Source organism: Priestia sp. 3CA3, assembly GCF_056836725.1.
Window position 1 is genome coordinate 45,116 of sequence record NZ_JBXENJ010000012.1, and the last position, 13,858, is coordinate 58,973.

Consider the following 13,858-nt stretch of genomic DNA (forward strand, 5'->3'; position numbering starts at 1 on the left):
ACTATTATCCTCTTTTCCATCTTGTTCCTTGCGCCGTATCTTCTAAAATAATATTTTTAGCCTTTAATTCATCTCGAATTTGATCTGCTAATTGGAAATTACGATCTTTACGAGCTTGAATACGATCTTGGATCAATTGATCAATTTCTTCGTCTAAAAGTTCAGCTTCTCCAAACGCAATGCCTATTGCAGCACCTAGTTCTTTAAACTCTTTAATAAAGGCTTCAATTACATCTGTAGACGTTGTTTGTTCTAATAAATACAAGTTAGCTTGCTTTGCTAGCTCGAACAGAACAGAAATGGCATTTGCCGTATTAAAATCATCATCCATCTCTTCAACAAAGGTCTCGCGAAGCTCTTTTAGCTTTTCAAACCATTCTGAAGCATCTTCTTGAAGATTTGTTGCTGCCTCTAGACGGTGAGTTAAGTTGCCGTAAGCTGTTTGCAGACGCTCAAACCCTTTGCGCGTATTCTCTAAAATTTCTTCGTTATAGTTAATTGGGTGACGATAGTGAACAGATAAAATAAAGAATCGAAGTAGGGAAGGATCATGCTTTTTAATAATGTCATGAACTAACACGAAGTTCCCTAGTGATTTAGACATCTTTTCATTATCAATATTGATATATCCGTTATGAAGCCAGTATTTCGCAAACGATTTCCCAGTGAGCGCTTCTGATTGAGCAATTTCATTTTCGTGATGAGGGAAAGCTAAATCCTGACCTCCTGCGTGGATATCAATTGTATCACCTAAATACTTGCGCGCCATCGCCGAGCATTCAATATGCCAGCCTGGTCTTCCTTGACCCCAAGGACTATCCCATGCAATCTCTCCATCTTTGGTTGCTTTCCAAAGAGTAAAGTCTAATGGATCTTCTTTCTTTTCTCCAACTTCGATGCGAGCACCGGATTGCAATTCATCAATGGACTGATGTGATAATTTTCCGTATCCTTCAAATTTACGCGTACGATAGTATACGTCGCCCTCTGACTCATACGCATAGCCTTTTTTCACCAGTTCATCAATGAATTCAATAATGATATCCATATTTTCAGTTACGCGTGGATGCACATCGGCATGCTTGCATCCAAGAGCTGACGTATCTTCAAAGTAGGCATCGATAAAGCGGTTTGCGATCGTTGGAACATCTTCTCCTAACTCTTTTGCTGCCTTAATTAATTTATCATCCACATCTGTGAAGTTTGAGACATACTCCACGTCGTAGCCTCTAAATTCTAAATAGCGGCGCACCGTATCAAATACGATCGCAGGACGTGCATTTCCAATATGAATATAGTTATACACGGTCGGTCCGCACACGTACATTTTGACTTTGTTTTCTTCTAGCGGTACAAACGTCTCTTTTTGACGTGTTAACGTGTTATATAGCTTAATTGCCATGGTGAATCTTCCCTTCTTTTAATTCCTTTAATTGATTTTGCAGGTGTAAAATTTCTTTCTCTAGCTGTTTGAAACGCTCTGCATCTGGATCTGGCAAATCTTGATGATTCAAATCTTTTGGAATCCGGACGCCATTTTGAATGACGACTCGGCCAGGGATACCAACAACCGTTGAGTTTTCTGGGACGTCATTTAACACAACTGAGCCTGCTCCAATTTTGGAGTGCGCATGAATCGTAATCGACCCTAGCACTTTAGCACCTGTTGCAATTAAGACATTGTCTTCAATCGTCGGGTGACGCTTTCCTTTTTCTTTCCCTGTTCCTCCGAGTGTTACTCCTTGATATACTGTTACATTATCTCCAATTTCGCACGTTTCCCCAATAACAATTCCCATTCCGTGGTCAATAAAAAAGCGGCGGCCAATTTTCGCACCCGGATGAATTTCAATCCCTGTGAAGAATCGGCTAATTTGTGAGATTACACGTGCCAGAAAAAACCACTTTCTTTTAAAAAGCCCGTGAGCGAATCTATGTGCCCAAATAGCATGCAACCCTGAATAGGTTAATATCACTTCAATATAACTTCTTGCTGCAGGATCTTGTTCAAATATGGCCTCAATGTCTTCCTTTAACAACTTTAGCATCATCTCACCCCAATTCCGCTATTCCTTTATCTACTCATTGATTGTATAAAAAAACGCCCCTATGTCAAATGACACAGAGACGTATATACGCGGTTCCACTCTGTTTGGATCAACAAACAATCCCAACTCTTCTCTCATAACGTGAAAGTAACCGCTTTTGCCTACTTACTTAGTAGCATTCAACAAAAGACTCAAAGGCGCACTTCAACAAGTTTTGTCATAGGTTACTTTCAGCCGGTGATAACCCTCTCTGATATGCAATGAACTTGCCTACTCTTCCTTCTCAACGATATCCATATTTGATTATTTTATCATATGGGCAAAATAGAAATTTGTTAACTATAAATGCTTTCTAGACGAGCTAAAACTGTTTCTTTCCCTAAAAGAGAAATAGCTTTTGGAAGCTCGGGACCGTGTGTTTCGCCTGTTGTTGCTACACGAATTGGCATAAATAGTTTTTTACCTTTTTGACCTGTTGCTTTTTGTACAGCCTTTGTTGCTGCCTTAATTTCATCAGCGCTGAATTCTTCTAAGGAAGAAATCTCTTCAGCAAATGCTTTTAACACTTCCGGTACTTGTTCTTCAGCAAGTACTGCTTTTGCTTCTTCACTGTAATCAATTTCTTTCTTAAAGAACATTTCAGTAAGTTCAACAATCTCAGCGCCAAAGCTCATTTGTTCTTGGTATAGAGCGACTAAGTCACGTACCCATTGTTCTGTTTCTGCATCGCGCGTTTCTTCAACTTTTCCAGCTTTCACTAAGTGAGGAACTGATAAAGCTACTACCTCGTCTAAATCCAATTGTTTCATGTATTGGTTGTTCATCCAACGTAATTTGCTTGTATCAAATAGTGCTGGAGATTTTGATAAACGAGCTGGGTCAAAAATTTCAATAAACTGTTCTTTAGAGAAAATCTCTTCTTCTCCCACAGGTGACCAGCCAAGCATTGTAATAAAATTAAATAGTGCTTCTGGCAAGTAGCCTAATTCTTTATATTGCTCGATAAACTGAATGATTGACTCATCACGTTTACTTAGCTTGCGACGATTTTCATTTACGATTAACGTCATATGACCAAATACAGGAGGCGTCCAGCCTAAAGCTTCATACACAAGAATTTGCTTCGGTGTATTGGAAATATGGTCATCTCCGCGTAGAACATGTGTCATCTTCATTAGATAATCATCAATGGCTACAGCGTAGTTATATGTTGGTGTACCGTCTTTTTTCACAATAACGAAATCACCAATGCCTTCAGACTCAAACGATACTTCATCTTTGACAATATCATTCCACTTAATTTCTGTGTTACTAGGAACACGGAAGCGAATGCTCGGCTCACGGCCTTCTGCTTCTAGTTCAGCACGCTGTTCAGCTGTTAAGTTACGGCACTTACCTGAATAGCGCGGCATTTGACTGTTCGCCTGCTGTTCTTCACGCTCTTTTTCAAGCTCTTCTGACGTACAGTAACAGTGATAAGCTAATCCTTTTTCAAGAAGTTCTTCCGTATATTTTTGATAGATTTCCGTACGTTCAGACTGGCGGTAAGGACCGTACTCCCCGCCTACGTCGATACTTTCATCCCATTCAATACCTAACCATTTTAAATAGCGCAGCTGACTTTCTTCGCCGCCTTCGATATTACGCTTTTGATCTGTATCTTCAATACGGATAATAAATTTACCGTTTTGATTTCGTGCAAATAAATAATTAAATAGTGCTGTTCTTGCATTCCCTATATGAAGATGTCCAGTTGGACTCGGGGCATAACGAACTCTTACTTCGCTTGACATAACTAAGATGACCTCCAATTTAATATTACTTATAGTATGTATTTATATGTTTTAGACATGTTCTAATTTTATCACCAAATAGGTATCTGTCAAAGTCAACTGTTTTTATTTTTGATAAACTAAAACGGCTGCTTGGGCAGCGATTCCTTCTTCACGTCCCGTAAAACCTAACTTTTCTGTTGTTGTTGCCTTGACGTTAATTTGAGAAATGCTTGCTTCTAACAGCTGCGCAATACGCTCTCTCATTGGTTCAATGTAAGGAGCCATTTTAGGTTTTTGCGCGATAATCGTGCAATCTACATTGCTTAATTCATAACCTTCATCTTTTAGTAGTTTCCATACGTGTTGAAGAAGCTTTGCTGAATCAGCATCTTTAAATTCAGGGTCTGTATCCGGAAAATGCTTTCCGATATCTCCTTTAGCCGCCGCTCCTAATAAGGCATCTGCGATTGTATGTAACAGCACATCTGCATCTGAGTGGCCTAATAATCCTTTTTCATACGGAATTTCTAAACCGCCGATGATTAAAGGTCTTCCTTCTGCAAATTCATGTACGTCGAAACCTTGTCCTACTCGAATGTTCATTTTTCCACTCCTTCAGTCCTGTTTAGCTTTGTTAATATAGCTTCTGCATATAACAAATCTTCTGGTGTTGTTAGTTTTATATTATCGTAATTTCCCTCTACAATCGATACTTTTTGTCCTGCTTTTTCTACTAAGCTTGCATCATCGGTGCCTAAGTATTCATTTGTTTTTGCTTTTTCGTGTGCATCCATTACTACATCAAAAAGAAAAGCCTGCGGCGTTTGAATAGCCCACAAGCTAGAGCGCTCAACTGTTTCAATGACAGTCCCCTGTTCCACACGCTTAATTGTGTCTTTTACTGGAACAGCCAGTACAGCAGCCTTATCACTAGAAGCTTTTTCTACTAACTCATGGATTGTGTTTTGTTGAACAAATGGTCGAGCGCCATCATGAATTAATACCATCTGAGCCTGCTTTAGACTTTTAAGGCCGTTATAAACGCTATGTTGACGTTCATCGCCTCCAACTGTCAATGATTGAACCTTTTGAATTGGATATTCAGTTAATAACTCTTCAAAAATCGCCACTTCTTTTTCGTTTACAACTAGTACAATTCCACTGCACCAAGGATCTTGTTCGAATTTTTGCAGCGTATGAATGATAAGCGGAACGTTTTGAATAGTTAAAAATTGTTTGTTCCGCCCCGCTTTCATTCGCTTCCCCTGCCCTGCAGCTAAAACGATAATTTCATACTTCATAGGTATACTCCCTTTACCTGTTACGTCACAGTGCTTTTTCTAATAACTTGGGTTTCGCAAAAATCATACGGCCTGCTGAGGTTTGGAGTACGCTCGTCACCAGTACATCAATTTGCTTTCCAATGTAATTTCTTCCTTCTTCTACCACGATCATTGTACCGTCATCAAGATAGGCAATACCTTGATTATGCTCTTTACCGTCTTTTATAACCAACACATTCATTTCTTCTCCCGGAAGCACAATTGGCTTAACGGCATTTGCTAAGTCATTAATATTTAAGACGCCGACATTTTGAAGTTCACATACTTTATTTAAATTAAAGTCGTTTGTAACGACCAACCCAGAAGTCAGCTTTGCCAATTTGACCAGCTTACTGTCCACTTCTTGAATGTCTTCGAAATCGCCTTCATAAATTTCTACCTTCATTGCCAGTTCCTTTTGAATACGGTTTAGAATATCTAGACCTCGTCTACCTCTGTTTCGTTTTAGAACATCCGACGAATCAGCAATATGCTGAAGTTCCTCAAGCACAAAGCGCGGAATAACAATCGTTCCGTCTAAAAATCCTGTTTGACAAATATCTGCGATACGACCGTCAATAATAACGCTTGTATCTAAAATTTTAAGAGACTTTAGTGATTCTTCATTATCTGCTTCTTCTTCTTGCCCTTTTTTCTTCCCAATTCGAGATGGCATGGAAAACACGTTCACAAGCTCATCACGTTTTTTAAACCCGACTTGAAACCCTAAGTAACCTAAAAGAATACTTAGAAAGATTGGTAAAATGGTACTTACTACTTGAAGTTGAATTCTGCCTAAAAAAGCTCCGACCAAGTAGGCTACAATAAGCCCTAAAATCAATCCTAAGCTACCAAAAAGTACATCCGTTACAGGCGCCTTCAGCAACGCCTCTTCCACTCGGCGAATTAATTCAACTATATAATCAACAATCCAAAACGTGACAAGGAAAAACAAAATAGCTCCCAGTATTGCATCGACGTAAGGTTTTTCTAGAAATGCTACATCTTGCAGATTTAATAATTGAATAAGTTCAGGTATAAAAAAGACGCCCAATGTACCACCTGTAATAATAAAAAATAACTGTACAAAACGTTTTAACACGCCTTCACCTCCCTTTATCATTATAAACAGTTTACAATGATTGAAACCTGTTATTTAACCAAAAAACAGAATTTGTAAACAAACTGTCACTTTTTTTGTATTTTCACAATATCTTAATGAATCAAACATTTAATGTCAATTAATATCCTATAGCTGACGATTTGTAAGATGCTGCTCTTTTAGTCTTTTTAGGCCTTCTCTAATTTTCCGTGCTCGAATTTCACCGATGCCTTCTACCTCATCCAATTCTTCTACCGACGCATCTGCTATCGTTTTTAAATCCCCTAATTCATCAATGAGATTTTCAATAATAATCGATGGAAGTCTTGGAATTTTATGAAGCATTCGATACCCTCTAGGAATAACGCTGTCTTCAAAGCTTGTATACATAGGATATCCCATTAAGCGAAGGAGCGTTTGGTCATCGAGAAGAACATTATTTGACGGCTGCTGCATGCGTTCAATCACTCGGTAAGGGTCAAAGCTGAGGTCATACATATAATCTTTGATTAATAAAGTTGCTTCTTCCTCTAAGTGAGAAAGCAGTTCATTCATTTGGAGACGAATTAGCCTTCCTTCTGTTCCTAACTCGCTAATATAGCTCAAAATTTCATTTTTAATACGCAAAACCATTTCTGTACGATGAAGCGACTGCAGCACATCTGTATGAGTTACTTGCTCTTCAAACTCTAATGCACTGAGACTTGTAATCGATTCATCTAATACCGCCTTGTACTTTTCAAGGGTTCCAAGCGCTTGATTCGCTTTTGCTAAAATAACGCTAATGTCTTTCAATACATACTGCAGAGACCCTTTGTAAAGCGTAATCACATTCCGTCTTTGTGAAATGGCTATCACCAATACACCTGACTGCTTAGCTACGCGCTCCGCTGTACGGTGACGCATTCCTGTCTGTGAAGAAGGGGTAGAGGGATCTGGCATGAGCTGAGCATTAGCAAACAATATCTTGCTTCCGCTGTCGTTTAAAATAAGCGCTCCATCCATTTTGGCTAACTCGTATAAATGCGCAGGTGTAAATGCACAATTAATCGAAAATCCTCCATCTACCATCTTTTTGACTTGTTCATTGTAGCCCATAACAATTAAGCCGCCCGTCTTTGCCCGCAAGACGTTATCGATACCGTCACGAATAGGGGTTCCTGGTGCTACAAACTGCAGAATTTCTGATATTTGTTTTTGACTAACTGTTGTTTTTTCTCCTTCCACTGCTTATCCTCCTAATGTATATTGCAGAGCCTCCGCTACTGTTGATACCCCAATCACATCAATACCATCTGGGACTTTCCATCCTCCTAAATTTTTCTCCGGAATAATAATTCGTTGGAACCCTAATTTTACCGCTTCTTGAACGCGCTGTTCAATTCTAGACACTCGGCGTACTTCGCCTGTTAATCCTACCTCTCCTACAATAACATCTGTAGCGCTAGAAGCAGCATCTCTGAAGCTTGAAGCAATGCTAACGGCTACAGCTAAATCGATTGCTGGTTCATCTAATTTCACTCCACCTGCTACTTTTAAATAAGCATCTTGATTCTGCAGCAGCATTCCTACACGCTTTTCTAAGACAGCCATGATAAGCGAAACGCGATTATGATCTACTCCTGTCGCCATTCTTCTAGGGTTTCCAAAGCTCGTTGGACTGATTAGCGCCTGCAGCTCTACTAATACGGGTCTTGTCCCTTCCATTGAAGCGACAACAACCGAACCTGCTGCTCCCTGAGACCGTTCTTCTAGAAAGATTTCAGATGGATTCAATACTTCTTCTAGCCCACTTTCTTTCATTTCAAAAATGCCCATTTCATTTGTAGATCCAAATCGGTTCTTAACCGCTCTTAATATACGATACGTATGATGGCGCTCTCCTTCAAAATAAAGAACCGTATCTACCATATGCTCAAGAAGTCTTGGACCCGCAATGGCCCCTTCTTTCGTTACATGACCCACAATAAAGATGGCAATGCCATTCGTTTTAGCAACACGCATTAGTTCAGCCGTACACTCTCGCACCTGTGAGACGCTTCCTGGCGCTGATGTCACATCAGCATGGTAAATGGTTTGAATTGAATCAATCACCACAAAATCAGGCTGCATGCTTGAGATGGCCTCTAGTATTAATTCTAAGTTTGTTTCTGCGTGAACATAAAGCTCTTCAGCTTTTACACCTAGCCTGTCCGCTCTTAACTTCGTTTGTTTGGTTGATTCCTCTCCCGAAATATATAGTACTTTATTTTGTTTCATTGCTAACTGCGCGGAGGTTTGCAAAAGTAAAGTAGACTTTCCGATACCCGGATCTCCCCCTATTAAAACGAGTGACCCTCTGACAATACCGCCTCCTAATACACGGTTTAACTCTGCAGAAGGTGTAAAAATCCGTGGTTCTGTTGTAGATTCAATCGCTGTAATTGACTGAGGTTTTTGAACTTTAGAAGCAGTAGCTCCGGAAAAAGCTCCTCGGCGTGATGATTTCGTTTCTTCCATTTCTTCCACCATCGAATTCCAGCTTCCGCATCCAGGACATTTCCCCATCCATTTTGCGGATTCATATCCGCAATGCTGACATGCAAATTTTGTTTTTCGTTTCGCCATTATGTTATCAATCTCTCCGTTCATTCAATCGATTTCTATCTCTATTGTACACTATTTCCTAAGCTAAAATAAAAAGGGAGGCATACGTGTTTTTTCGTATGCCTCGTCTTGGTTTGAGTAAATTTAGCTGATGCTGCTTGGAGCGGAGGATTTAACAACAAATTCTCCTTTGTCTACATCTAGCGTCACTTTCTGACCTTTTTGAACAACCCCTTTTAGCAGCTCTTCAGATAAACGGTCTTCAATATGTTTTTGAATTGCTCTACGAAGTGGACGAGCGCCGTATTCTGGGTCAAAACCTTCCTCTGCAATCTTATCAATTGCTTCTTTTGTTAATTCAAGATCAATTTCTTGCTCTTTTAAGCGTTTTGTTAACTGGTCCGCCATTAATTTAACGATTTCAGCTAAGTGAGGTTTCTCCAATGAATGGAAGACGATAATTTCATCGATACGGTTTAGGAACTCCGGACGGAATGCGCGCTTCATTTCCGCCATTACTTTTCCTTTCATATCTTTGTAGTCTTGGCCTTCTGCTTCTACTGTGAACCCTAAGTGCTTGCTTCGTTTTAATGTGTCCGCACCTACGTTTGATGTCATAATTAAAATCGTATTACGGAAATCAACTGTACGGCCTTTTGAATCTGTTAAGCGTCCATCTTCTAACACTTGTAATAAAATGTTAAATACATCCGGATGTGCTTTTTCAATTTCGTCTAAAAGAACAACTGAGTAAGGTTTTCTTCTTACTTTTTCCGTTAACTGGCCGCCTTCTTCGTATCCAACATATCCTGGAGGTGAACCTACTAAGCGTGAAGTAGAATGTTTCTCCATGTACTCAGACATATCGATACGAATCATTGCGTCTTCGTCGCCAAAGATTGACTCCGCTAATGCGCGTGCAAGCTCTGTTTTACCAACCCCTGTTGGTCCTAAGAAAATGAATGAACCAATTGGGCGTTTTGGATCTTTCAAGCCTGCTCTAGCACGGCGCACAGCTTTTGCAACTGCTTTTACCGCTTCTTCTTGCCCAATTACACGAGAGTGAAGAATCTCTTCCATGTTTAGCAGTCTTTCTGTCTCTTCCTGTGCCAGTTTAGAGACCGGTACACCCGTCCAGCTAGATACCACCATCGCAATATCTTCTACGGTTACAGCTGAGTTTTCTTTACCTTGCTGCTCTTTCCAAATTTTCTTTGTGTCTTCTAATTCTTCGCGTAGGCGTTGTTCTGTGTCGCGTAAAGATGCTGCTTTTTCAAATTCTTGACTTTGAACAGACGCATCTTTTTCATTGCGTACTGATTCTAATTTTTGCTCTAATTCCTTTAAATTTGGCGGCGTTGTAAATGAACGTAAACGCACTTTTGAACCAGCTTCATCAATTAAATCGATTGCTTTATCCGGTAAGAAACGATCTGAAATGTAGCGATCTGATAGTTTCACCGCTTGCTCGATTGCCTCATCAGAAATAGATACTCGGTGATGCGCTTCATAACGGTCACGAAGCCCTTTTAAGATTTGAATAGACTCTTCCAACGTTGGTTCATCCACTTGAATTGGCTGGAAGCGACGCTCTAACGCTGCATCTTTTTCAATATATTTTCTGTATTCATCTAAAGTCGTAGCACCGATACACTGAAGTTCTCCACGAGCAAGAGACGGTTTTAAAATATTAGAAGCATCGATAGCACCTTCTGCACCACCAGCGCCAATTAATGTGTGTAACTCATCGATAAAGAGAATGATATTACCTGCTTGACGAATTTCATCCATTACTTTCTTCAGGCGATCTTCAAATTCTCCGCGATATTTTGTACCAGCCACGACCGTTCCCATATCCAAAGTCATAACGCGTTTGTCACGTAAAATTTCTGGAACTTCATTGTTGACGATTTGCTGAGCCAAACCTTCAGCGATTGCCGTTTTACCGACACCTGGCTCCCCAATTAATACAGGATTGTTTTTTGTACGTCGGCTTAACACTTCAATAACACGCTGAATTTCTTTCCCACGTCCGATAACAGGGTCTAAGCTTCCTTCGCGCGCTACAACTGTTAAATCGCGTGCTAAGCTGTCTAGCGTAGGTGTATTGGCATTTGAAGAACCTCCGCCTTGATGGCTTGAAGCAGCTTCATTGCTACCTAATAAATGAAGTACTTGCTGACGAGCTTTATTTAGGCTGACACCTAGATTATTTAAAACGCGTGCTGCAACGCCTTCACCTTCACGAATTAAGCCTAGTAAGATATGTTCTGTTCCTACGTAAGAATGACCAAGCTTTCGGGCTTCATCCATTGAAAGTTCAATGACTTTTTTCGCTCGAGGTGTATAATGAATGGTCTGCGTTAATTCTTGGCCTCTGCCAATTAATGCTTCCACTTCTTTTTGAATTTTTTCAGTGCTTAGGCCTAGAGCAGAAAGAGCTTTTGCTGCAATTCCTTCACCTTCACGAACGATACCTAATAAAATGTGCTCCGTTCCAATGTTGTTGTGACCTAGGCGTAGTGCTTCTTCCTGTGCTAAAGCTAATACTTTTTGTGCGCGCTCTGTAAATCTACCAAACATCATATAATCGTCACCCTCCACGTTTAATTTGTGTTTTTATTTATAGTGAGACGTTCTCGAATTAAGGTGGCTCTTTTAATGTCACGTTCCTGAGGCTTTAGGGGCCCTCCCGAATACTTTTGTAAAAAGCCTGGCTGCGTCATAATGATAAGTTCATTCAATATATTTTGACTCAGTCCTTTTATATACCCTAAATCGATTCCTAATCGAACATCTGATAAACATTGTGAAGCTTCTTTGGACTCAATAATACGGCTATTGGCCAATACTCCATATGAACGATACACTCGATCTTCTAACTCTACATGAGATGTTTTAAACAGTGCGTCTCTTGCAGAGTGCTCTTGTGTAATTAACTGCTGTACGACACTATTTAAATCTGCCACAATATCTTCTTCAGATTTCCCTAAGGTTATCTGATTAGAAATTTGAAAGATATTCCCTAAAGCTTCGCTACCTTCTCCATAAATTCCTCTCACCACTAAGCCAAGCTGGTTAATAGCGGGAATAATACGATGAATTTGACGGGTCATCACTAAAGCCGGCAGATGCATCATCACAGATGCACGTAGCCCAGTACCCACATTTGTGGGACAGCTGGTTAAATACCCTCTATTTTCATCAAACGCATAATCTACGTATTTCTCAATCCAATTATCTACTTTATTCGCTGTGCTTAAAGCTTCAGATAATTGAAGGCCTGGAAATAAACATTGTATGCGTAAATGATCTTCTTCATTAACCATAATACTCAAATCTTCTTTTTCTGATAAAAAACAAGCTCCGTTGTTGTCTCCTTCAGCCAAGTTAGGACTGATAAGATGTTTTTCAACCAACACTTGCTTTTGAAGAGGCTGTAATTCGTTCATCTTTAGTAAATGCAAATTCCACTGATTGGTGTTCTCGCTTTTTTGAAAAACTTGCTCAAATACTCGAACCACTTCAACTGCTTGTTCTTTAGAAAAGAGAGTTGGAAAAAGATAATGAGTTAAATTTCGAGCCAGCCTGATTCGACTGCTTAGCACAATATCTGAATTCGAAGCTTCTTGACGCATCCAAGAGCTAACAGGCTGGGAAAAGAACAAATCCTGGGACATGAATTACGCTTCCTCCTCTCTCGATTCGTTCATCTTCTTTTCTAGTAATCGAATGTGATCTCGGAGTTCCGCTGCTTTCTCAAACTCCTCTTTTTCGATATACTCTTTTAAGTTCAATCTTAATGCCTGTAATTCCTTTTTTAAATGAAGATTACTTGCAATTCTTGCTGGTATTTTTCCATGATGTAGATAATTACCTCCATGCAGCCTCTTCAAGAAAGGAATAAGAGGTCGCTCAAATGTTTTGTAGCAATCTGCACATCCAAACCTGCCGATTTTAGCAAATTTTTGATATGTCATGCCACAAGTAGGACAAGAAAGAACGTCCTGACTTTGTTTCTTATAATTTTCAGTTACTGCTGGGTCTAGGTTAAGTAGGCCAGCTAGTAAGTTATTGATTGAAAAACCTTGCTGATTTGAAAAAGAAAATGCATCTCCATTTTCTGAAGCGCATTGTTCACATACGTGCATCTCCGTCTTTTCACCATTAATAATTTTTGTGAAGTGAAGAGTTGCAGGTCTCGTTTCACATTGCTGACAAATCATCCTGTCATCACTCCCTGTTCTAAATAAAATAGATCATGAGCTTATCGGTAGCGTAATGAATTAAGCATTGCTTTTAAAAGATTGGCTCTTAGCTCATCACGATAAGGAAGTTCAATATTAATAACTGAACGATTGATAACGCTCAACATGATTTTTGCTTCTCGTTCTGTGATGACTTTTTCTTCAACTAACCTAATAATGACATTTTCAGCACTTACTTGTGAAATTTCATTTTGAATCATCTCAATCACTTGCTGAAACAAATCCGCTGCATCATGCATTTTTACTTTTGCAATACGAATAAATCCGCCGCCGCCTCGCTTACTTTCTACAAGATAACCTCTCTCAACCGTAAAGCGGGTATTGATAACGTAATTAATTTGCGACGGAACGCATTGAAATTTATCAGCAATCTCACTGCGCCTTATTTCAACAATTTCTCTTTCACTTAATTCAAGTACTTGTTTTAAATACTGTTCGATAATGTCAGAGATATTTGGCACGCTGCCCCCTCCTTCTGACTTTGACTATATTTGACCTTAATTTAAATATAAAAGGAAACGAAAAAATTTTCAACTATGTACTATTAAAGTTTATTCTTTACTTTTATCGTTGCCACTAAAATTTATTTCAAAACCTGCAAATCGCGAATTTTATTGTTCTTACTATACTTTTTCATAAAACAAATAAATTGTAAACAAAAAAGGACTAGCTAAAATAGCTAGTCCTTTTTCAGGTGCCTGGCAACGTCCTACTCTCACAGGGACAAAGTCCCAACTACCATTGGCGCTAAAGAGCT

The 13,858-nt window shown here is 39.5% G+C and carries 12 protein-coding genes and 1 other annotated feature; all 12 genes read right to left on the bottom strand.

All coding sequences use genetic code 11. The annotated features are described in order from the left end of the window. Positions 1-4: 4 nt before the first annotated feature. Entirely contained in the window at positions 5-1,402 is a 1,398-nt protein-coding gene (gene cysS, locus AC1VNJ_RS23725) for a cysteine--tRNA ligase (protein WP_033580789.1), read from the bottom strand. Next, entirely contained in the window at positions 1,392-2,048 is a 657-nt protein-coding gene (cysE, locus tag AC1VNJ_RS23730; protein ID WP_025753192.1) for a serine O-acetyltransferase, read from the bottom strand. Before cysE ends, cysS begins: the two co-directional genes overlap by 11 nt. A 72-nt stretch (positions 2,049-2,120) precedes the next feature. Further along, positions 2,121-2,344 (bottom strand) — a binding site (T-box leader). Between the two features lie 39 nt (positions 2,345-2,383). Further along, positions 2,384-3,841 (bottom strand): glutamate--tRNA ligase, encoded by a 1,458-nt coding sequence (gene gltX, locus AC1VNJ_RS23735; protein ID WP_028412658.1) that lies wholly within the window; start codon positions 3,839-3,841, stop codon positions 2,384-2,386. Between the two features lie 105 nt (positions 3,842-3,946). Continuing rightward, positions 3,947-4,426: a 2-C-methyl-D-erythritol 2,4-cyclodiphosphate synthase gene (gene ispF, locus AC1VNJ_RS23740; protein ID WP_013054903.1), complete on the bottom strand. Its 480-nt coding sequence runs from the start codon at positions 4,424-4,426 to the stop codon at positions 3,947-3,949. Further along, entirely contained in the window at positions 4,423-5,124 is a 702-nt protein-coding gene (gene ispD, locus AC1VNJ_RS23745) for a 2-C-methyl-D-erythritol 4-phosphate cytidylyltransferase (RefSeq protein ID WP_328174114.1), read from the bottom strand. The genes ispF and ispD overlap by 4 nt, the downstream gene beginning before the upstream one ends. Before the next feature lie 25 nt (positions 5,125-5,149). After that, entirely contained in the window at positions 5,150-6,247 is a 1,098-nt protein-coding gene (locus AC1VNJ_RS23750) for a PIN/TRAM domain-containing protein (protein WP_014462040.1), read from the bottom strand. 147 nt (positions 6,248-6,394) lie between these two features. Further along, positions 6,395-7,474: a DNA integrity scanning diadenylate cyclase DisA gene (gene disA / locus AC1VNJ_RS23755; protein ID WP_013054900.1), complete on the bottom strand. Its 1,080-nt coding sequence runs from the start codon at positions 7,472-7,474 to the stop codon at positions 6,395-6,397. A 3-nt stretch (positions 7,475-7,477) separates the two neighbouring features. Then, a complete protein-coding gene (radA, locus tag AC1VNJ_RS23760) occupies positions 7,478-8,854 on the bottom strand; it encodes a DNA repair protein RadA (protein WP_013054899.1) in 1,377 nt (458 codons plus the stop codon). Between the two features lie 123 nt (positions 8,855-8,977). Next, positions 8,978-11,419 carry an ATP-dependent protease ATP-binding subunit ClpC gene (gene clpC / locus AC1VNJ_RS23765; RefSeq protein WP_014462041.1) on the bottom strand — a complete coding sequence of 814 codons (2,442 nt, stop codon included), beginning with the start codon at positions 11,417-11,419 and terminating at the stop codon, positions 8,978-8,980. Positions 11,420-11,439: 20 nt separating this feature from the next. After that, complete coding sequence (gene mcsB, locus AC1VNJ_RS23770; RefSeq protein WP_013054897.1) at positions 11,440-12,513, bottom strand: protein-arginine kinase McsB; 1,074 nt, start codon at positions 12,511-12,513, stop codon at positions 11,440-11,442. 3 nt (positions 12,514-12,516) lie between these two features. Further along, positions 12,517-13,059, bottom strand: a complete 543-nt coding sequence (gene mcsA / locus AC1VNJ_RS23775; protein ID WP_028412656.1) for a protein-arginine kinase activator protein McsA — start codon at positions 13,057-13,059, stop codon at positions 12,517-12,519. Between the two features lie 41 nt (positions 13,060-13,100). Next, positions 13,101-13,562, bottom strand: a complete 462-nt coding sequence (locus AC1VNJ_RS23780) for a CtsR family transcriptional regulator (protein ID WP_013054895.1) — start codon at positions 13,560-13,562, stop codon at positions 13,101-13,103. Positions 13,563-13,858 lie beyond the last annotated feature (296 nt).